The 20649-nt window shown below is 60.5% G+C and carries 19 protein-coding genes; 9 read left to right on the top strand and 10 right to left on the bottom strand.

Annotated features, from left to right (window positions below; translation table 11 throughout):
• Nucleotides 1–2 precede the first annotated feature (2 nt).
• Both F3J08_RS08555 and F3J08_RS08550 read right to left on the bottom strand, forming a co-directional pair.
• Nucleotides 3–1352 (bottom strand): inorganic phosphate transporter, encoded by a 1350-nt coding sequence (locus F3J08_RS08555; RefSeq protein ID WP_166929310.1) that lies wholly within the window; start codon nucleotides 1350–1352, stop codon nucleotides 3–5.
• A gap of 326 nt (nucleotides 1353–1678) precedes the next feature.
• On the bottom strand, nucleotides 1679–2797 hold the full coding sequence (locus F3J08_RS08550) for a zinc-binding alcohol dehydrogenase family protein (RefSeq protein WP_166929309.1): 1119 nt from the start codon (nucleotides 2795–2797) through the stop codon (nucleotides 1679–1681).
• Between the two features lie 60 nt (nucleotides 2798–2857).
• Here F3J08_RS08550 and F3J08_RS08545 point away from each other — a divergent pair, with 60 nt between their 5' ends.
• Nucleotides 2858–3829, top strand: a complete 972-nt coding sequence (locus tag F3J08_RS08545) for an AraC family transcriptional regulator (protein ID WP_205206837.1) — start codon at nucleotides 2858–2860, stop codon at nucleotides 3827–3829.
• 171 nt (nucleotides 3830–4000) lie between these two features.
• On the opposite strand, the gene F3J08_RS08540 is transcribed toward F3J08_RS08545, so the two are convergent.
• Genes F3J08_RS08540 through F3J08_RS08525 form a run of 4 tightly spaced genes read right to left on the bottom strand, consistent with a single transcriptional unit; the run spans nucleotide 4001 to nucleotide 7481 of the window.
• Complete coding sequence (locus F3J08_RS08540; RefSeq protein ID WP_166929308.1) at nucleotides 4001–5416, bottom strand: sugar porter family MFS transporter; 1416 nt, start codon at nucleotides 5414–5416, stop codon at nucleotides 4001–4003.
• A 9-nt stretch (nucleotides 5417–5425) separates the two neighbouring features.
• The gene (locus F3J08_RS08535) at nucleotides 5426–6433 is read right to left on the bottom strand and encodes an asparaginase (protein WP_166929307.1); all 1008 of its coding nucleotides are present in this window, start codon (nucleotides 6431–6433) and stop codon (nucleotides 5426–5428) included.
• A gap of 33 nt (nucleotides 6434–6466) precedes the next feature.
• Complete coding sequence (locus F3J08_RS08530) at nucleotides 6467–6961, bottom strand: hypothetical protein (RefSeq protein WP_166929306.1); 495 nt, start codon at nucleotides 6959–6961, stop codon at nucleotides 6467–6469.
• Nucleotides 6962–6980: 19 nt separating this feature from the next.
• Nucleotides 6981–7481, bottom strand: coding sequence for a Fur family transcriptional regulator (locus tag F3J08_RS08525; protein ID WP_023978207.1), 501 nt, complete (start codon nucleotides 7479–7481; stop codon nucleotides 6981–6983).
• Between the two features lie 90 nt (nucleotides 7482–7571).
• On the opposite strand from F3J08_RS08525, the gene F3J08_RS08520 reads away from it, so the two are divergent.
• From F3J08_RS08520 to F3J08_RS08510, 3 genes are read left to right on the top strand one after another with little or no spacing between them, the layout of a single operon-like run.
• Nucleotides 7572–8480: a metal ABC transporter solute-binding protein, Zn/Mn family gene (locus F3J08_RS08520; protein ID WP_166929305.1), complete on the top strand. Its 909-nt coding sequence runs from the start codon at nucleotides 7572–7574 to the stop codon at nucleotides 8478–8480.
• 6 nt (nucleotides 8481–8486) lie between these two features.
• A complete protein-coding gene (locus tag F3J08_RS08515) occupies nucleotides 8487–9164 on the top strand; it encodes a metal ABC transporter ATP-binding protein (RefSeq protein ID WP_166929303.1) in 678 nt (225 codons plus the stop codon).
• Nucleotides 9151–9984: a metal ABC transporter permease gene (locus F3J08_RS08510; RefSeq protein ID WP_166929520.1), complete on the top strand. Its 834-nt coding sequence runs from the start codon at nucleotides 9151–9153 to the stop codon at nucleotides 9982–9984. The genes F3J08_RS08515 and F3J08_RS08510 overlap by 14 nt, the downstream gene beginning before the upstream one ends.
• Before the next feature lie 136 nt (nucleotides 9985–10120).
• Here F3J08_RS08510 and F3J08_RS17390 read toward each other — a convergent pair whose 3' ends face one another.
• The gene (locus F3J08_RS17390) at nucleotides 10121–10246 is read right to left on the bottom strand and encodes a hypothetical protein (protein ID WP_255493460.1); all 126 of its coding nucleotides are present in this window, start codon (nucleotides 10244–10246) and stop codon (nucleotides 10121–10123) included.
• A 67-nt stretch (nucleotides 10247–10313) separates the two neighbouring features.
• On the opposite strand from F3J08_RS17390, the gene F3J08_RS08505 reads away from it, so the two are divergent.
• From F3J08_RS08505 to galE, 4 genes are all read left to right on the top strand, one after another.
• Complete coding sequence (locus F3J08_RS08505; protein WP_166929301.1) at nucleotides 10314–11795, top strand: sugar porter family MFS transporter; 1482 nt, start codon at nucleotides 10314–10316, stop codon at nucleotides 11793–11795.
• A 194-nt stretch (nucleotides 11796–11989) separates the two neighbouring features.
• Entirely contained in the window at nucleotides 11990–12859 is an 870-nt protein-coding gene (gene accD, locus F3J08_RS08500) for an acetyl-CoA carboxylase, carboxyltransferase subunit beta (protein ID WP_062163697.1), read from the top strand.
• Nucleotides 12860–12935: 76 nt separating this feature from the next.
• Nucleotides 12936–14249 carry a folylpolyglutamate synthase/dihydrofolate synthase family protein gene (locus tag F3J08_RS08495; protein ID WP_166929299.1) on the top strand — a complete coding sequence of 438 codons (1314 nt, stop codon included), beginning with the start codon at nucleotides 12936–12938 and terminating at the stop codon, nucleotides 14247–14249.
• A 281-nt stretch (nucleotides 14250–14530) separates the two neighbouring features.
• Nucleotides 14531–15520 carry a UDP-glucose 4-epimerase GalE gene (galE, locus tag F3J08_RS08490; RefSeq protein WP_166929297.1) on the top strand — a complete coding sequence of 330 codons (990 nt, stop codon included), beginning with the start codon at nucleotides 14531–14533 and terminating at the stop codon, nucleotides 15518–15520.
• A gap of 21 nt (nucleotides 15521–15541) precedes the next feature.
• On the opposite strand, the gene hydA is transcribed toward galE, so the two are convergent.
• Nucleotides 15542–16936, bottom strand: a complete 1395-nt coding sequence (gene hydA / locus F3J08_RS08485; RefSeq protein ID WP_166929518.1) for a dihydropyrimidinase — start codon at nucleotides 16934–16936, stop codon at nucleotides 15542–15544.
• A 226-nt stretch (nucleotides 16937–17162) separates the two neighbouring features.
• Here hydA and F3J08_RS08480 point away from each other — a divergent pair, with 226 nt between their 5' ends.
• Nucleotides 17163–18617, top strand: coding sequence for an NCS1 family nucleobase:cation symporter-1 (locus F3J08_RS08480; protein ID WP_166929295.1), 1455 nt, complete (start codon nucleotides 17163–17165; stop codon nucleotides 18615–18617).
• Here F3J08_RS08480 and F3J08_RS08475 read toward each other — a convergent pair.
• Nucleotides 18577–19344: a TetR family transcriptional regulator C-terminal domain-containing protein gene (locus tag F3J08_RS08475; RefSeq protein ID WP_240149228.1), complete on the bottom strand. Its 768-nt coding sequence runs from the start codon at nucleotides 19342–19344 to the stop codon at nucleotides 18577–18579. The two genes, F3J08_RS08480 and F3J08_RS08475, sit on opposite strands and share 41 nt — an antisense overlap.
• Nucleotides 19345–19403: 59 nt before the next feature.
• On the bottom strand, nucleotides 19404–20639 hold the full coding sequence (locus F3J08_RS08470) for a M20 family metallo-hydrolase (RefSeq protein ID WP_166929293.1): 1236 nt from the start codon (nucleotides 20637–20639) through the stop codon (nucleotides 19404–19406).
• Nucleotides 20640–20649 lie beyond the last annotated feature (10 nt).

Raw genomic sequence — 20649 nt, 5'->3', positions numbered from 1 at the left:
GGTTAGTTCAGCAGATAAAAGGCGCAGGCCGAAATCGTGATTGTGACGGGCAGGGTCAGAAGCCATGCCAGGGCGATTTTCGCGAGCATACGCATATTGATGCCCGATCCGGCGGCAACCATCGTGCCTGCCACGCCTGAGGTGATGATATGCGTGGTTGAAACCGGCAATCCGGTATAGCCCGCTGAGGCAATGAGGCCAGCGCCGACAAGTTCGGAGGCAGCCCCCTGTGCGGGGGTCAGATGCTGCTTGCCTATGCCCTCTCCCAGCGTCTTGACGATGCGGCGGTACCCCACCATCGTGCCGACACCAAGACACAGGGCGCTGAGCACACGGACCCAGTAGGGCGCATATTCGACAGTCGGGCGAAGCGCCTTGGCAAGCCGTGTGCTCGTCTGTTTCTCCTGCGACGAGGAGGCCGGATTGGCACTCACATCCCGCAGTCCCGAGAGAATTTCATAGACGTCGCCGCGGATCTGGGCCGGTGTTGCGGGTGTGGTGACCATTTTCAGGCGGTCGATGGAGGCCAGTGCGTCCGGTTTGAAGCTGTAGCGGTCATATTGGGCGATCAGGGGCCTTGCCTCCTGCGCCATCTGGGCCAGAGCTGTGCGATCCGTCGGATGATCCGGGTTCATGGCATAAGTGGCGGGCATCAGGCCGATGATTGTCAGCATGATAAGCCCGATGCTCTTTTGTCCATCGTTGCTGCCATGCGAGAAGCTGACGGAAGTGCAGGTCAGGATCAGCAGCGCCCGGACAATCGGGTTTGGGCTCTCATCGGGTTTTGGGGGGGTGAAAAGGGCTGGCATCCGCACAGCGAAGCGAATGAGCAGATAGAGCAGTCCGGCCAGAAAAAAGCCGAGCAGAGGCGAGATGGCAAGCGCACGCAGGACCTTCCAGATCTGCCCCCAATCCACGCTATGACCCAGATCACGCGCATGCAGGAATGAATCCCCGATGGCGATGCCGATCAGCGCCCCGATCGTGCAATGCGAGGATGAGTTTGGGATCCCGAACCACCAGGTGCAGAGATTCCAGGCCAGTGCCGTGCCGAAAAGCGCCACCAGCATCGGCACCGCCGGGTTGCCATTGGGGGGTGTCAGCACATCGGGCGGGAGTAGTTCGACCAGTGCATACGCCACGGCAATGCCGCCCAGCAGCACACCCAGCAGGTTCATGAGCCCCGACCAGATGACAGCCACACGGGGCTTGAGCGAGTTGGTGTAGATCACCGTTGCAACCGCGTTGGCCGTATCATGAAAGCCATTGGCAAATTCGAAGATACAGACAAGCAGGAAGCAGATCGCGAGCATGATCAGCGATCCCGTGGAGGAAGGAGCAAAGTGAAGCATCGATCAGGAAGCCTTTGCAGCAGGATGCTCCCAATCTCTGTCAGCGTTGACGTTTGTGAAAGACTTTGACGCAGGGTTTCTCTGAAACTTCATGATTGCAGGGAAGAGGGGCGCGATCTCGCCAGAGTTCCAGCCTTTCCTCCACCAGGCAGCGCAGCCGCAGAGGATCTCCTGCCTGCGCCTGCGCCCATTCCGGGTTATGTCTCTCCGGCCAGCCGGGGGATATTATGCGAGGGTTTCTCTTGTTCTGTTGGCCGTCCGAACCTGTTTTGCGGCTTTCAAGGGAGTGAAACCGTCTTTCGGTCGAGCGATATCCGGGCGCCGTCTCACAAGGTCACCACGAGCTTGCACGCAGACACACCACGGCGCTGTTGTTCCATGGCTTCTGGAACGTGGCCAAGACCATGCCCGACAACATGGGCGGGCGGCATGGCTTTATAAGCATCCTGTGCGAGCGCTTTGGGCAGGTAAGTCTCGTAAATCATCGGCCCTACATCGTTGTGGATAAGAGAGCCGGCCCAAATCATCCTGGTGGCTGCCCCAAGGCGGTAGGATCGAAGCGTCAGGGCAAGATTGCCCATGATCATTCTGGCGACGCAAGGCACCAGTTTGCGCCACCGTCCCTTTCCGGCGGGAACACTGTCGAACGATGTAGGCGGTGTGGCCTGAGCCACGAAGCGGCGACCTGTGCTCTGGGCAAGGATATCCATACAGGTCTTCGCCGATCCCTGGCCGATTGCGATGGCGCCAGCCATCTTTCGCCCACGCAACGCCCCGATAATCGCGCGCTTGACGTCAAGGCTGTTATAATCGAACGCCTCGCTTGCACCGAGCGACCGGACATAGCCGAAATTATGAGGGCTGCATGTGGTGATGACCTCATAACCCGATGCACGGGCAAGCTGTATGGCGTTGCTGCCTACGCTGGTCGAACCGCCCCAGACGAGCAGGGTCTCTCCGGTCGGGACCGGGTTGATCTGCGGTGCAGCGAGGCCAAGAAAGTCTTTCTGGTACATGCCACATGCTGCTGTGGACAGCCCCAGAGGAAGGACGGCCGCCTGTTCATAGGAGAGGTGCGCCGGTATGGGCGCGGTCATATGTGCGAGCAGCAGGACCTTTTCCTGAAAAGCCCCTTCGGCAGCCCGGTTGCGGCTTTTCTCAAGTCCCGCAGCCTGCCCGACTACGCGATCCCCCGGGGCGAAGCGCGTCACGCCTGCGCCAATAGCGAGAACCTCGCCAGCCACATCGGTGCCGAGCACAGCGGGATAGGTCAGATAGGACGTTATCACGTCGCCCATTGTCTGGATGTAGCGATCGAACGGATTGACCGCGACCGCATGGGCGCGAATGACGATCTCGCCCGGCCCCGGCGCAACAGCGGGCGCAGGACCCACAATCAGCCCACGACGACTGGCGGGCAGCCACAGGGCAGCATGTTCAACCATGAGGTGCGTCCTTTCAGATAGCGCTGAACATGATCTAGGCGTAATCGATATGGACCCTCCATGCTCGATGGTCGGTATTCCTGTCGCGATCGTCTGAGACTGATGGACCCTCTTTCCGATATCCTCACGCTGATGCGCCCGGGTGGCTATGGCTTTCGTGGTCTGGCAGCCGGGGGCGACTGGGCGCTCTCCTTCCCGGCAGCAGAGGGGCTCCGCTGCTTTGCAATCGAGGCGGGAAGCTGCTGGTTCCGCTTCGCGCGAGATGAAGCGCCTGTGCGCCTGCAGGAGGGTGATCTCGTGCTGATGGCTGCAAGGCGGGAGGTCTTTCTCTTTTCGTCTGCGGCGGTCCATCCTGTCGATGCCATAGCCCTCCTGACAAGCGTGCCGCCGGGCGCGCTGGCGACACTCAACGGGGGCGAGGCCTGTCGGGGTATCGGTGGATTTTTCGGGTTCGAAGGGGTGGCGCTCGATAGCCTGCTCGACGCCGTGCCACCGCTTTTGCATATCCATGCTGATGCCAGCAAGGCTGTGCTTCGCGATGGTATCCGGCGCCTTATGCGCGAACTTGGGACACCGCGTCCGGGTGGTGCGCTTCTTGCCAGCCATCTGGCTCAGGCGCTTCTGGTGGAAGCCTTGCGCGCCCATCTCGAAGAAGGCGCGGCGCGACAGGGGTGGCTCGCAGCGTTGGCTGTTCCGGCCATGAGCCGAGCGCTTGGCGCCATGCATGCAGATGTCGCCCGGCGCTGGACGCTGCGCGAACTCGCCGGTGTGGCGGGCATGTCCCGAGCAAGCTTTGCTGCGTATTTCCGGCGCGTCACGGGTGAAACGCCCATCGCTTATCTGACCCGCTGGCGCATGATGCTCGCAGCGGATCGAATAAGGCATTCGCCCCTCACACTGGGCGAGGTGGCTCTTTCGGTTGGCTATGATTCTGAGAGTGCGTTTGGCGCAGCGTTCAAGCGGGCAATGGGCCAATCGCCCCGTGCCTATGGCCGGGATGCGGGATCACGACGCCCGAAAGAGAGCCGATGATTGTCTGAAGGTGAGAAAGGCGCATCCGGCTCTGCACGGGAACGTGGATAGCTCACCTCAAACCGATCAGGAGCGGGTCATATGGCCGAGGGAAAGACACTGCCTCGAGCCTTGAGGGCACGGTTGGGCCCATGAACTGTTGGGGGGCATGGTGGCCCCCCGGTGGAAAATTCAGCGTCCGAGTTTACGCAGCTTCTCGCCGCTCATCAGGCGCTTTTCGATCACTTCAAGCGACATACCCTTCGTCTCGGGCACAAAGGCGAAGGTGAGCACGATGAAGGAGGCATTCAGTCCGGCAAACAGCCAGAACGTGCCGGAGGTGCCGAACGTGTTCATGAGCGTCAGGAAGCTGGCGCCCACCACCATGTTGGTAATCCAGTTGGTGAGCGTCGAAAGCGAGATACCCAGATTACGCCCCTGCATCGGCTGGATTTCGGAGCAGAGCACCCACATGAGCGGACCCGCTGACATCGCAAAACCCGTGCAGAACAGCAGCAGCAGGAAAATGGCGATGAATTTCGATGTCTCACCGGACATGTCGGTGTTGAGCAGCACGGCAAGCGCAGCCATACCCAGCGCCATGACGGAAAAGCCGATATAGAGAATGGGCTTGCGGCCCCATTTATCGACAAGACCGACCGCGATGAACGTCGCGAGCATGTTCACCAGACCGATGATGGCCGTGCACCACATCTGCGATGTGGCATCGAATCCGGCGCTCGAGAGAATCTTCGGCGCATAATACATGATGATATTGATGCCAGCGAGCTGCTGCATGGCCTGCAGCATGATGCCGAGTGCGATCGAACGACGGAAATTCGAGTTCGTCTTGAGCAATTCGAAGCCGTGCTGCTTAATTTCGAGCTGCTCGCGAATGGCCTTGATTTCCTTTGCGGCCTCAAGCGGGTCTTCACGCAGGGAGAGCAGCACTTCCCGCGCTTCCTTGTGACGTCCCTGCATGATCAGCCAGCGTGGGCTGTAGGGCAGGAAAAGCACGCCGATCAGGAAGAGAGCAGCCGGGATGGCGGCCACACCGAACATCCAGCGCCAGTTGCCGCTATAAGAGAAATAGGTGTTGGACAGGAAGGCGAGGAAAATACCGACTGTCACCATCAGCTGGTAGGTCGATACCATTGCACCGCGTGTTGCCTCACTGGCGATTTCCGACAGGTAGAGTGGTGCGGTGAAGGCTGAGATACCGACAGCTAGCCCCATGACCACGCGAAAGGTAATCATGGAGGGAATGGACCAGCTCAGCGCACAACCGATGGAGCCGATGACGAAAATCGACGCACCCGCGATGAGCGAGCGCTTGCGGCCGAGCGCATGAGACATCCAGCCCGCGGCAAGCGCGCCCACGGCAGCACCCGCCATCATGGAGCTCACCACCCATTCCTGGGCAAAAGTTGAGGCATCGAACTGCTTGGCGAAGAAATCGAGCGCACCGGCAACCACGCCGATATCAAGACCTGACATCAAACCCGCAAGCGCGGCCAGTACCCCGATTACGATAATCTTGAACTTGGTTGCATCGAAAACCGACGCCAGCACGCCATCTGAGTTTCCGGCATCTGTATCTATCGCCATCTTTCGGTCTTATCCTTTACCGGCGGCACGCAGTGTGCCGACTTCTCGTCCATTCCAGTTTCTCATGACCTGATGCGACAATCCGGCGAGCACCTCGCGGTCCTGATCAGACCAGTGCGCGTCTTCCAGGTCGAGCAGAAGGGCGGCAAGCGCCACTTCGGCTGCCCGGTTTGCCCCGTCATCGGTCTTGATCGCAATTCCCAGCCCCAGCTCGGGCAGAGACGCGACCATGACCCCTTCTGCACCCATCTTGCAGAAGATCCGGTTACCGAAATGCGTCATCAATGTCGTATCGAAACGTCCGCTCCCTGCCACCATGAAGGGATTGGACGCGACTGCTGAACGCAGGCGTGACGCTGCCGACGCATCGCTTTGTGAAAAATTTTTGCCTGTGCCAAATCGGGCAAAACCCGTGGCCAGAGCCGCCAGAGGAACGGCGTAGGTTGGCATGGAACACCCATCCAGCCCGCGGTTTTGATCGTTATGCGGGGTCGAGGTCGCCATGACGAGCGCCTCGGTTACCTGACGCTGCGCCTCGTGGGACGGATCGATATACCCCTTCGGATCGAGCGACTGGTCAATGGCGAGGCAGATCAGCCCGGCATGTTTGCCAGAGCAGTTGTTGTGCAGCGCGTTTGGCACGCCGCCCGAGGCGGCAAGCGCCTGTGCTGCCTTGTCATAGGTGGGCCAGTGCGCCCCACATTCCAGACAGGTCAGACCCTGACCCGCCTTGCCGAGCATGGCAGCCGCCGTCTCGGCATGGCGGGGCTCGCCATTATGCGAGGCACAGGCCAGAGCAAGTTCGGCGTCAGTCAGGCCAAGACGGTCGGCCGCGCCTGTGGCGACAAGCGGCAGGGCCAGCAGGGCCTTGACCGTCGAGCGTGGAAAGACGGGGTTGTCGATGGCACCCAGACCATGAACGACGCGACCGGCATCGTCCATGACAGCGATGCGCCCGAGGTGACGTGATTCAACGCGGCCGCCGCGTGTGACTTCGGCGATAGCGATATCGTCCATGACGGTTTCCTTGAAAGCTGGAAGGGCCCGGGCTCAGCCGAGCGGTATCTGTCTCGACAGCAGATAGCAGGATGCGCCCAGACGCGCACTCATGTCGGGGTCATTTTCGAGCCATGGCGCAACATGGGCATGGCGCACCCGCAGAAGAACGGGCTGCACCCCATCTCCTGTTTGCGCGTGGTCGATCAGCAACGCCAGCACGGCGGGGCGGGCGCATAGCAGGAGGGGGTAGCGCGCATCGAGGGGAAGCCCGTCCTGAAGCAATGCCTCGCCAGCTTCAGCGCTCGCCAGGCAATAGAGCCAGCCATCGTCTTTTTCCCGGTCGGAAAAGGCCCTTGTCGTGACCAGCAGGAGGGGAGCCTCCTCGGGGTCGAGACGGGTGCGTCTGACGGGCGGTACATAATCGAAAAGGTCGGGCTGGGTGCTGTCAGGGGATACCGGGCCGGGTGGCGTCCTGCGCGTGTGGCGAGCGGCAGGGCGCGAGCGGCTTTCGCCATCGGTAAAAGGGAGCTTCCCCGAGGAGGCCATCAGAAGCGGCTTTGACCGATCAGCCTTTCTGACACGTTGCGCACAGCCCTTCGATCTCGACCGTGGACTGGTGCGGCCTGAACCCGATTTTTGCGGCCGCACGCGCAATGGCGTGGGAGATCTCGCTATCCTCAACCTCGCTCACCGTGCCGCAGCCACTGCAGATTAGGAACTGGGCGCGATGCCCGCACCCGTGACCATGATGACACTCCAGACGATGCGCGCAGCCAATGAAGGCGCTCATGCGCTCGATACGATGGATCAGCCCTTGCGCGAGCAGGAAGTCGAGTGCCCGATAGACAGTGGGTGGGGCGGCATTGCGCTGATACTGCCTGAGATGGTCGAGTATCTCATAGGCACCTACCGGCTTGCTGCTTTCCAGAATAAGGCCGAGCACCAGTCGTCTGGTTTCTGTCAGGCGGCTGGCACGCGTCGCGCAGAAAGACGCTGCACGGTCCAGCAGGGCCTGTGTGTCTGCCGAAAACGCGGGCTGATCTGTCGTTGCCGTAAGGGTGAGCATCTGGAAATTCCTTTTCCGGCTTGTCCTGACCAGAGTTCCGCCTCTATATCGCGTATCCCAGTCGTTATAATATAACTAAAGGCGACTTTTTTGCGCCAGCTTCTGCTCATCATGCTCTGTGCCCTCGCCCTGCACGGCCTTGCCGGAACCAGCCGGGCGCAGTCTGCTGCCGGTACGCCGGTCGCAACGCAGACGCCCAAGGCCCGGATTTTCTGTGCCGAAGCGCTCTGGTGCGATCTCGCCACAGGGCTGGGGGGGGATTCTGTCAGCCCTGCCAGTGTCCTGACCTCACCGCGCATCGACCCGCATGATTTTCAGGTCACGCCTGATATGGCGCTTACTCTGGCGCAATCCAGTCTCGTAGTGATGACAGGCGGCCATTATGATGACTGGATGACCCCGCTGTTGGATGCGCAGCCCAATGCGGCGCGTCGTGTCATATCGGCATTCGATCTTGCCGGGCTGAAGCCGGGTGACAACCCGCATCTCTTCGATGACCCCGAGGCTGTTGGCCGGGTGGTGGATGCCCTTGCCCGTGACCTTGCTGCGCTGCTTCCCCACAAGGCAGACGATATTGCCGCCGCACAGACGCGGTTTCACCGGATGCTCGATGGCTTCAATGCCCGGCTGAAAATCCTGCGTCCCCGCACGCAGGGCATGAAGGTTGCTGTTACAGAGCCCGTTGGGGGACCTGTTTTTGCAGCGCTTGGTCTGGAGATTATCGATCCGGACTTTGCGCTGGCGGTCATGAATCATGTTGATCCTGCGCCGCGCGATGTGGCGCGGCTGGAAGAGGCCCTCCAGCAGAAGGCCGTCAAGGCGCTTGTCATCAACCCGGCGGTCGAAACGTCGTCCATCTCACGCCTGATCGCGCTGGCCCATCGCTCCGGTATTGCTGTCGTGGCCTTTGACGAATTTCCTGCCCCCCCTTTGCTGTGGCAGGACTGGATGACCGTGCGGCTTAACCGGCTTGCAGCTGCGCTGGACATTCGTAACTGATTGGCCATGACTGATCTGCCCGATGCCCTGACCCTGCATGATGTGACCCTGGCCCATGGCAGCCGGGTCCTGTTTGCGCAGGCAAATCTCATCTTGCCGGCTGGAAGCTTCACCGTGCTGGATGGGGCGAACGGACATGGCAAGACGACATTGCTGCGCACGTTGCTTGGTCTGCACCGCCCTCAGCAGGGGCGAATTGAAGTGCTGGGTCGCAATCCTGCCGCCATAAGGGGGCAGATCGGTTACATGCCTCAGGATCGTCGTCTGCCTGCGCCGCAGATGACCGGCCATGCGCTCTTGGCGGCTTCATGGCGGGGGGCCTCTTTCGGCCTGCCGGGCTGGGGCGGGAAACTGAATGCCCGTATCGGGGCCGCTTTGACTCTCACAGGAGCCGAGGCCCTGGCCCGGCAACCGCTCAGCCAGCTTTCAGGTGGGGAGCGGCAACGGCTTTTCCTTGCCGAGGCCCTGCTGGATGGTCCGTCCTTTCTTGTTCTGGATGAACCATTGAGCGGTATGGATACGCAATGGCAGACGCGGATTTTATCGATGCTGCATAAACGATGCCGCGAAACCGGCATGTCGGTTCTCATGTCCTGCCACGGGCTCGACGCCGTCCGGCCCTTTGCCGATCATCTGCTCCGGATCAGTGGTCAGAAACTGGAGCTCCATGATGCTGCATTATGAGTTCATGCAGAATGCCTTCATGGCGTCGGGTGTCGTGGCAGTTCTGTGCGGTCTGGTCGGGTGGTTTCTGGTGTTGCGCGGCCAGAGTTTTGCGGGGCATGCGCTCTCGCATATCGGCTTTGCAGGGGCCACTGGTGCCGTACTCATCGGCATGACGCCTTTGACAGGCATGGTGCTCTCTGCTCTGGCGGCAGGGCTGGTGCTCGGCTGGGAGCCGCAGGGCGATCTGCGTGCCAATGCGGCGAGCGCCAGTCAGCGGGACAGTGTGATCGGTCTGGTGCTGGCTGCCAGCCTCGGGCTTGGTCTGCTGTTCCTGCAAATGGCCCATACCCCTGCCAGCAGCACCACGGCTCTGCTTTTTGGCAATGTGCTTGGTGTGGACCGGGCGACCCTGCGTATGTTGCTGGCGCTTGGGGGGGTGTCTTTGGCCGGGCTTTGCGTGCTGGGTCGGCCCTTATTGTTTGCCAGCCTCGACCCGGACCTCGCAGCAGCAAGAGGCGTGCGGCTGCGCGTTGTGGCCTGCGGCTTCATGATGCTGGTAGCGCTGGCTACGGCCATAGGCTCGCGCACGATCGGAATTCTGCTGGTGTTCAGCCTGCTGGTCGGGCCAGCCTCATGCACCCTGCGCCTTGGTCTCTCACCCTGGGCAGGGCTATTGGTTTCCGCACTTCTGGCCCTGGCCCTGTCCTGGGGCGGCCTTGTCGTGGCTTGGTATACCGGGGTGCCGGTCTCGTTCTGCATCAGTGCGGGGGCAGCGCTTTGCTATCTGCTGGCGCGGGCGATCGCCAACCGCGGGCTTATCGCAGCTGCGCGTTCATGATCCGGGCTGTACCGCAGAGGCAATCTGGGCAAGGTGCCCAGGGTCGGGAGAGACTTATCGTCCAAGACCGGATTTTCCACCTGTTATCGTAATGAATCGGACTATCACCCGGCTGTAGACGATCTGACTCTGGCGATCAGTCCAGGTGCCAGTCGAGCACCATGATACCCACCACGAACACCGCAAGCACAATATGCATGATGATCAGTTCACGCATATTGATTGTGGGTACATCCGGTTTGGGCTTGTGCGGCTTTGCCATGAATGGCTCCTTGTTGTTTTTTGCGCGCCAATCTTAAACCAGTTTGCTGGTCTTCAGTTATATCGTCATGAAAAATAATTCAGAGACAACTGACGCCGGGACGATTCCTCATGACGATCATCCGATCGAGGTCTCTCCCTATGCACGATATATCCTGATTCTGGCGGCCGTGGTCGCTGCAATCTGTGGTGGTCTGTATGGCTACGATACCGGGATTATTTCCGGTGCGCTGCTGCTCATCTCCGATGATTTTCATCTCAGCAGTACCATGCAGGAAATGGTGGCTTCGGCTATTCTGGCAGGCGCCATTCTCGGCGCTCTGGCAGCCGGGTCCTTTTCCGAGAAATACGGACGACGCGCCTGCGTAACGCTGGTCAGCGGCGTGTTCGTGCTCGGGGCGCTGGCCTGCGCCTTTTCGCCTGATGTCTGGCTGCTGATCGTTTCACGCGTGTTCCTCGGCTTCGCCGTGGGCGGGTCCACGCAGGTTGTGCCGATGTATATTTCGGAGCTTGCACCGGCGGAGAAGCGCGGCACACTGGTCACGATGTTCAATGTGGCCATCGGGCTTGGTATCCTGTTGGCCAACATCATCGGCTATACCGAACGTGAGGCCTGGGGCTGGCGCCCGATGGTGGGCCTTGCCGCCGTGCCTGCTGCCATTGTCTTTGTCTCCATGTTCTTCATGCCCAAGAGCCCACGCTGGACTGCTGAAAATGAAGGCATGAAGCGCGCTATCATCGAGCTCGGGCGCATCCGTACATCGAAAAAGGTGATCCGCAAGGAAGTGCGTGAGATGCGCGAGAACGCGGAATCTGCCGATCCGCGCAATCGTGGCTGGAAGGGACTGTTCCGGCCCTGGGTGCGTCCGGCCCTTGTTGCTGCTCTGGGCGTGGCCTTTTTCACCCAGTGCGGCGGTCTGGAAATGATGATCTATTATGCGCCGACCTTTCTGCGCGATGCCGGATTTGGCGCTTCATCGGCGCTTATGGCCTCGCTGGGTGTGGCCATCACCTATTGCATCATGACCTTCATTGGCTGTCTGATCGTCGACCGGGTGGGCCGTCGTCGTCTCATGCTGATCATGGGGCCGGGTTCCATTGTCAGTCTGATTGGTCTTGGCATCGTATTTGCCATGCACCCTGCCGCAGGCAGCGTGGGCTCCTATCTGGTGATCGTGTTCCTGCTGCTGTTCATGGCGTTCAATTCGGGCGGCATCCAGGTCTGCGGCTGGCTGCTTGGCGCCGAGATGTTCCCGCTTTCCATGCGTGGTCAGGCCACCAGCCTTCATGCTGCAACGCTCTGGGGATCTGATCTGCTGGTGACGGGCACGGCGCTGACGCTGGTGCAGCTCATCACGCTGGGTGGCACCATGTGGTTCTATGCGGCGGTCAATCTGGCCTCGGTAGCGTTCATCTTTTTCTTCGTGCCAGAAACAGCCGGCGCCACGCTTGAGGATATCGAGCTTGCCCTGCACGAAAAGCGCTTTCGCCCCAGCAAGGGGCAGACACGCATCGTTTCTGAAGACGTTCAGGCAGAAGTAGCCGCCTGAGCCATACAGCTCCAAGGGGGGAGTTCGCGTGACGATGGGGGTGGCCTTTCAGGGAGGGGCCACCCCTTTTTCGTGAAACTGGCATTGCGCCGCAGAAATCGCTAAAAGCGGGCTCTGAATGACGATTGCCCATTCGACCGCAACGCCTGCACGCCAGGGAAATCCATGCGGATCGGGCGAGAAGTAGGATCAAGATGAGCTGGCTGACCGAATACGTTCGACCGAAAATCCGTGGCCTTCTGCAGCGCGAAGTGCCGGAGAATTTGTGGACCAGCTGTGAGTCCTGCTCGCAGATGATCCTGATCAAGGATCTCGAGAAGGCCCAGCGCGTCTGCCCTCATTGCGGCCATCATGGCAAGGCGCTGGCCAATGAGCGCCTTCAGTGGACCTTCGATGACGGCAAATACACCAAGATCGAGCTGCCCAAGGTCCCCAGCGATCCGCTCGGCTTTCGTGACCAGAAGAAATATGCCGACCGCCTGAAGGACGCCAAGACCAAGACCCATCTTGATGAGTCCCTGGCTGTGGCCCACGGCAAGATCGGTGGTCATGATGCCGTTGTGGCCGTCATGGCCTATGAATTCATGGCAGGCACCATGGGCACGGCTCTTGGCGAAGCCTTCATCGCGGCCTGCCGTCTGGCCGTGCTGCAGAAGGCGGCACTGGTGATCTACACCGCCTCGGGTGGTGCCCGCATGCAGGAGGGCGTTCTGTCGCTCATGCAGATGCCGCGCACGACCATTGGCGTCGAGATGCTCAAGGATGCCGGTCTGCCCTATATCGTTGTGCTGACCAACCCGACGACGGGCGGTGTCTCGGCTTCGTTCGCCATGCTGGGCGATGTGCAGATTGCCGAACCCGAGGCGCTGATTGCCTTTACCGGCCCTCGCGTCATTCAGGATACGGTGCGCGAGAAGCTGCCCGAGGGCTTCCAGCGTTCCGAGTATCTGCGTGACCACGGCATGGTGGACATGGTTGTGGCGCGTCCCGAGCTTCAGACCATGCTTGGCCGTCTGATTGGCATGATGATGAACAAGCCTGCTGCTGCTTCTGAAGCAGCCTGACGGGCTCTGCTCCCTGCTGGCCCCGTCCTGCGTAACAGGGCGGGGTTTTTTCTTTCGCTCCCACACGGATTGACCCATGACGACCCAAGCCGCCCCGGCCAGACTCAGCGATGAATATGAGGGCCGGACCGGTGTCGTGCTGGCCCGTGTGCAGGCGCTTTATCCCAAGCTGATCGATCTCTCCCTCACCCGACTGCACGCCCTGCTCGACAAGCTGGGCAACCCTGAACGCGCGCTGCCGCCCGTCATTCATGTGGCGGGGACGAATGGCAAGGGCAGTACCTGCGCCACCTTGCGCGCCATAGCCGAAGAGGCCGGGCTGCGCGTTCATGTCATGACCAGCCCGCATCTGGTGGACGTGACGGAGCGGTTTCGCGTGGCGGGCACACTGGTGACCGAAGAGGCGCTGGTTGCGACACTCGAGGAAATCGAGCGCATCAATAATGGCGCGCCTATTACCGTGTTCGAGGTTCTGACGGCTGCGGGTCTGCTGCTGTTTGCACGCACACCTGCGGATCTGACGATTCTCGAAGTCGGTCTGGGCGGTCGTCTGGATGCGACCAATGTTGTTGCGTGCCCGATCGTGTGTGTGATCACGCCGGTCGATCTCGACCATCAGGCCTTTCTGGGTGAAACACTCGGCCTGATTGCTGCCGAGAAGGCTGGTATCATCAAGCCGGGTGTGCCGGTTGTATGCGCTCTCCAGCATGATGAGGCACGACAGGTGATCGAGGCTCAGGCCGCGTCCTGCAAGGCCCCGCTGTGGGAGGTTGGACGCGATGTAACCTGCGATCGTAATCCTGATGGCACCCTGACCTATCAGGATCCGCTCGGGGTCCTGTCGCTGCCGGCACCGGGGCTGAAGGGTGTGCATCAGGTCGCGAATGCCACTCTGGCCGTGGCCGCCCTGCGGGCCAGCGGCTTCCCCCTGCCTGACCGGGCCTGGGCCGGAATCGCCCATACGCAATGGCCCGCCCGATTGCAGCGTCTGGAAGGCAGGCTTGCCGCCCTTTTGCCTGCAGGGTGGGAGTTGTGGCTTGATGGCGGGCATAATCCCAATGCTGGCGAAGCGCTCTCGGCCACGTTGGCCGACTGGTCCGACCGTCCGCTGCATGTCATTGTTGGCATGAAGCAGAGCAAGGATGCCGCGGGTTTTCTCCGACCCGTACAGCGTCATGCGACGACACTTCATGCCGTGGCAGAAGAGGGCCAGCATCTCGCCCTGCCTGTCGAAGCCATCATCGAGGCCTCAGGTAGTCATGCTGTTGCCGGGCCGACAATCGCAGCGGTCCTCCCCCGCTTCGAAGGGCCTCCATCACGGGTGCTGATCTGTGGCAGTCTCTATCTGGCAGGCGTGGTTCTGAGGCAGGATGGCACATTGCCTCGCTGAGATGTGTTCAGCGTCTGATCGCAGGGTAATGAGAGTATGGTGCTGCAAAATGAACCGTTGCGCCTCTATTGATTAGGACGAAGTTTTATCGCGATGCATCAGACTCAATGGTCATTGTATCTATTCGTATAATAAAAACGAAAAAGAACAGGATGACGAATAATGAGTGCCAGCAGGTGCTCGTATATTTTATGGCAATGATCAGGTAGAGCCATATCCACCCTGCCTCAGGGGCGACGAATGCAGGCGAGGCGCGCAAGGGCGGAATGGAGGAGTGAGAGATGCGTTACCTCGTAACCGGCGGGGCTGGGTTTGTAGGCAGCCATGCCGTGCTTGGCTTGCTGGATGCCGGGCACGAGGTCGTTGTTGTCGATAATCTCAGCACAGGCCATCTAGCGGTCGTGCCATCGGGTGTGGCGCTTCATCAGATCGATATGATGGATGCGCAGGCTCTGGACGCGGTGGTTGGCAGTCAGGATTTCGATGCAGCCCTGCATTTTGCGGCAATCTCACTCGTCGGTGAGAGCATGGCCGACCCTCTGCGCTACTTCGAACAGAACTATATCTCGTCCCTCAACCTCATTCGCGCGCTGGTCAGGCATGATGTGCGCAAGCTTGTATTCTCCTCGACGGCTGCGCTTTTTGGCGGTCCTGAGCGTGATGCCCCGATACCGGAAAATGCGCCGGTCGATCCCGGCTCCCCCTATGGGGAGAGCAAATACATGATCGAGCGGGTCCTGCACTGGGCTGACCGCATTCACGGTTTGCGTAGCGCCTGCCTGCGCTATTTCAATGCAGCCGGCGCCGATGTTCTGGGCCGCGCCGGGGAAGACCATCGGCCCGAGACACATCTTGTGCCAATTGCCATCGACGCTGCCCTGGGGCGTCGCCCGCAACTGAGCGTTTTTGGTACCGACTATCCAACCCGTGATGGCACATGCGTGCGCGATTACCTGCATGTTGGCGATCTCTCGACCGCCTATGAATGTGCGCTCGCCAGCATCGATGATCGCAGCGTGCGCTACAACATCGGTAGCGGGCGCGGATTCTCCAATATCGAAGTCATCCGCGCCGTCGAGCGCGTCAGTGGTCGCAAGCTGCCGTGGGACGCGGCACCGCGACGCGGGGGTGATCCGGCAACACTGATCGCCGACTCAGGCAGTTTCCGCACAGATACAGGCTGGACACCGCGGCTGTCGGATCTCGACACGATTGTCGAGACCGCCTTTCGCTGGCGCGAGGCGCATCCCCAGGGCTATTGCAGGGTATGACAAGCCCCGGATGCGCCTTCGTCAGAACGCCTGGGCGACGCTGAAAGCGGGTCGGGGTACGTAACGGCCTTTGCCGCGTACGGCGCGAAGGGTCCCATCATCCCAGACGACCTCGCCCTGGCTGATGGTTTTTCTCGCAAGGCCGGTCAGGGTCATGCCTTCATAAAGCGTGTAATCGACGTTCTGATGCAGGGTGGCGGCAGAGAGTGTGCGTGAGGCGGTTGGGTCCCACAATACCAGATCGGCATCTGCCCCCGGTGCGATACAGCCTTTTCTGGGGAAGATATTGAAGATACGGGCCGTGTTGGTCGACGTGATGGCCACGAACTGCTCCGGTGTCAGGCGACCACTGACAACCCCGTGATGCCACAGCACGCTCATGCGTTCCTCGATCCCCGGCACGCCATTGGGGATTTTCGTGAAATCATCGCGGCCGCGTTCCTTCTGGTCGCGACAAAAGCAGCAATGATCCGTGGCGGTTGTCTGTAGCTGCCCCGAAACCAGCCCGCCCCACAGGGCGTGCTGATGGGATCTGGCGCGAAAGGGCGGGCTCATGACATGGCGGGCAGCGGAGAGCCAGTCCTCATTATGATAGACGCTCTCATCGAAAACGAGATGCTGCGGAAGTACCTCGCCATAGACCTTCATGCCCTTGAGACGGGCTGCAGCGATGGCTTCCGTGGCCTCGCGGGTCGAGACATGCACGATATAAAGCGGGGTGTTCTGAAGTGTCGCCAAGGTAATGGCGCGCTGGGCTGCCTCGCCTTCGACCTCGGCGGGGCGTGACAGCGGATGGGCATGGGGGCCGGTTTCGCCCGCGGCGAGAAGCTGCGCCTGAAGGAATGACACGGCGTCACCGTTTTCAGCGTGGACGGTGCAAAGGGCGCCCAGCGCGCCAGCACGGCTCATGGAGCGCAGAAAGACGGTATCGTCAATCATCAGGGCGTTTTTATAAGCCATGAAGTGCTTGAAGGAGTTGACGCCGCCTTCCTGCACCAGACGACCCATATCCTCGTGTACCTGTTCGTCCCAATGCGTGACCGCGACATGGAATCCGTAATCGGCGGCGGCTTTTTCGGCCTTGCATCGCCAGTCCTGCCACGCCTCGAACAAGCGCTGCCCGGCTGCGGGTATGACAAAATCAATGATGCTTGTCGTTCCGCCCGCCAGCCCTGCCGCCGTGCCGGTGTAGAAATCGTCGCTCGCGGTCGTACCCATGAATGGCATTTCCATATGGGTATGGGGGTCGATTCCACCCGGCATGACCAGCAGACCAGTGGCATCGACCAGCGTACAATCTGTTGGCTGTTCCAGATCGGGACCTGTGGCGGCAATCCGGCCTTCATCGTCACACAGGACATCACCGCGCATACTGCGCTCGGCTGTGACGATCGTTCCACCCTTGATGAGCAGCATGACACTGTTCTCCTGTGAGAAAGCCCGGATAAAAGAACCAGCCATAATATCGTTGTAATACCGAAATCATAAGACTAGCCTGACCAGATGGTCAATCTATTGCTGGCACGCCGGGCGTCCAGCATGGATCATGCAGGATGGCCATGCCGTGAGGGTCGTGACAAGCTCGGCAGAGCGGGGCAGTCATGACAGGGTGATCATGACGGGACGACCGGAAAGGATGGCGATGACGCAGGCACACGTGAACATGCTCTCTGGGCCGTTATCGAATGAGGATCTCGCTCCCGTGTCGGAGCGGCACTGGGCCTGGAAAGACTATCTGTTCCTGTGGATGTCCAATGTTCACAGCGTTGCGGGTTACATGACCATTGGCAGCTTTTTCACCATGGGGCTGCCGGTCAGTGCTGTGCTGTCCGGGCTTCTGACGGCGGTAATCATCGTACATGTGCTGTGCAATCTGGTGGCGGTCCCCAGCCTGCGCTCTGGCGTGCCGTTTCCGGTGGTCATACGGGGGGCCTTCGGTGTGTATGGCGCGGTCGTTCCCGCGCTGGTGCGTGGCGTCATCGCGGTCGGCTGGTACGGCATACAGACCTGGCTGGCCTCGAATGCGATCGTTCTGTTCATCCTGCACATGGACCCTGGTGTGATGGGCTATGCGGATTCGCATCTGCATGGTGCTCTTGGGCTGTCCCTGCTGGGCTGGGGTGCGTTCCTTTTTGTCTGGCTGTTGCAGATTGCCGTATTCTGGCGAGGAATGGAGTCCATCAGGCACTTCATCGACTGGGCAGGGCCTGCCATTTATATTGTCATTCTCGGGCTCGATATCGCGCTTTTATGGCGCACGCACGGTGCCTTCCATCTCTCGGTGCTGCCCCAGTCGGTCGTCAGCTGGCCGGTCGCCCTTGCCGGGGTTTTCAGCGTGGCCTCCCTGACCTTGGCCTATTTTTCGCCGATCATTCTCAATTTTGGTGATTTTGCCCGTTACGGCACGAGCATGTCTGATGTGCGTCGGGGCAATTTCTGGGGATTGCCCGTCAATTTCATGGCGTTTGTCATGCTGGTTCTGACCACACTCGTGCTGGCGCGTTCTGCACTGGGGCGGCTGATCCTGGATCCGGCCGGAACCATCATGATGTTCGACAGTCCGACCATCATGCTTGTCGGGACGATCACCCTTGTCTCCGCCACGATCGGGATCAATATCTCGGCCAATTTCGTCTCGGCCGCGTTCGATTTCTCCAATATTGCCCCTGCCAGCATCTCGTGGCGCAAAGGGGGGCTGATTGCCTCAATCGGGGCTATCCTGCTGACACCGTGGAATCTCTACGCTCATCCCGAGCTTATTCATCTGACACTCGATATTCTCGGCCTGTTCATTGCACCAGTTACGGGCATCCTGCTGGTCGATTATTATCACGTGCAAAAAGCCAGTCTCGATTTGCCTGGTCTTTATTCCACAGCGCCTGATGGCCCGTACTGGTACCGGGGCGGCGTCAATCGGCGTGCTGTTCTGGCATTGGCGCTATCGGTGGTGCTGGGGCTCATGGTGGTCTTCGTCCCCGCCCTGCATGGTGCGCAGAACTACGCCTGGGTGATCGGGCTTGTGACCGGCGGCGTGTTTCACTTCGGCCTTTCGGGTCTCAGCCCCCGCGGGGGAAGAGCGGCCTCACAAGAATCATGAAGGTTTCGAGCGCGGTATCATAATCGCGCTCACCCAGAGGGGCCGTGTCGAGCAGGGCCTCGAACTGGACCTGCATATCTGCGTAGGCCTGTGTTCCAGACCAGAGCAGGCACAGGAAATGGGTGGGGTCTATGGGGGTCATGAGCCCCCGTGACTGCCAGTCGAGAAAGATCGCGGCATGGCGGTCTACATGGGCGCGGAGCACGTCCTTCAGAAAGCCTTCGAGCCGCTGCCCTCCTGAACGCAGTTCCTGAGCGAAAAGCCGCGACCCTTCCGGCCGGGTGCGTGAGAACGCAATCTTGGCGCGCAGATAGCCTTCCATGCCCTCAATCGGGTCACGATCGGCGCTGAGCCAGTGATCGGCATCATCCAGCCAGACATCAAGAAGTCTTTTGAGCGTGGCGTTGTACAGCTCCTCCTTGGAGCCGAAATAATAGAGGATATTGGCCTTGGGAATGTCGCAAAGCGCAGCAATCTCCTCCAGGCGCGTGCCATTCAGGCCTCGCGTCCCGAAGGTCGTCTCGGCGGCATTGAGGATCTGGGGCATCATCGCCTGACGCGGGGCACTGGGTCTTCTGGGCTTTTTGATTGTGTCGGCGTCAGGTGACGCTTTTGCCCTGAAGCCACGAGGGGCGAGGTCACTGCCTGCGCTGTCATGGTGACCAGAGGCGAGGTGATCCTTATGGGGCAGGATCCTTCCGGCGAGGGGCACAGTATTATCGGTCATTCCGTCCTGTCTCCTGCTTCTTGAGCCGTCGGGATCCTGTCTTGCGGGCTGACCTGGTCTCAAAAGACCTTGTCGGCGCGCAGCAGGGCGCCCAGCAGCACATTTGCACCGGCTTCGGCCTCGGCTTCGGTAATGCTTTCGGCTTCGTTATGGCTCAACCCGTCACGACAGGGGACGAAAATCATGGCGGTTGGGGTCACGCGCGCCGTATAGGCGGCATCATGGCCGGGGCCGGACACAATTTCCATTGCCTCGAATCCGGCATCACGCGCGGCGTCAGACACCATGCCGATGCAGCGTCGGTCGAACGGGACGGCAGGGGCATCCCAGATCTGGCGCAGGGCAAGTTCCACCCCGGCCTGCTCGGCAAGATTGGTGAGAGCCTGCTTCATTTCCTGCTCCATCACGGCAAGCGTTGCATCTTCAGGATGGCGCAGATCGATGGTGAAGAAGGTTTCTCCCGGTACGACATTATGGCTGTTCGGCCGGTTCTCGATCAGGCCGACAGTACCAAGACCTTTGGGTGCATGAGCCGTGGCGACATCCGATACGGCACTGATCATGCGTGCAGCCGCCAGAAGCGTGTCGGCGCGCATGGTCATGGGGGTTGAGCCTGCATGGGCATCGCGGCCTGTTACCGTGACCTCATACCAGCGCATCCCCTGCACGCCGGTTACGGCGCCGATGACCCGATTTTCGACCTCGAGGATCGGCCCCTGTTCAATATGGAGCTCGAAATAGGCGGCGACCGGGTGATCGCCGCATTGCTGCGTGCCACGGTAACCAATCGCTTCCAGTGCGTCGCCAAAACGTTCGCCGGCGCGGTCACGCTTGTCGAGAATCTCCTCCTCCGTAAAAACGCCTGCAAACGCGCCGGAGCACATCATGGGGGGAGAAAACCGCGAGCCTTCTTCATTGGTCCAGTTGATAAGCTCGACGGGGTGACGCAACACATGCCCGGCTTCGCGCAATGCACGCAGCACGGCCAAGCCGCCCAGCACACCCAGAATTCCGTCGAACTTGCCGCCTGTGGGCTGGGTGTCGAGATGGCTCCCCATGGTCAGGGGCGGCAGGCTGCTATCCTGCCCCTCAAGACGGGCGAACATGTTACCCAGTCGATCGACCGTAACCGTGCAGCCGAGCGCCGTGCAGGTGGCAGCAAACCAGTCACGTACCTGACGGTCCTCTTCCGTCAGGGTCAGGCGCTTGATTCCCCCCTTGGCGGTCCCGCCAAAACGCGCAGTTTCCATGAGATCGGCCCAGAGGGCGCGGCCATCGATACGGATATTGCTCATGCGGCGGGTG

Source organism: Asaia sp. As-1742, assembly GCF_011753235.1.
Classification (GTDB): domain Bacteria; phylum Pseudomonadota; class Alphaproteobacteria; order Acetobacterales; family Acetobacteraceae; genus Asaia; species Asaia bogorensis_B.
This window is presented reverse-complemented; position numbering and strand designations above follow the sequence as displayed.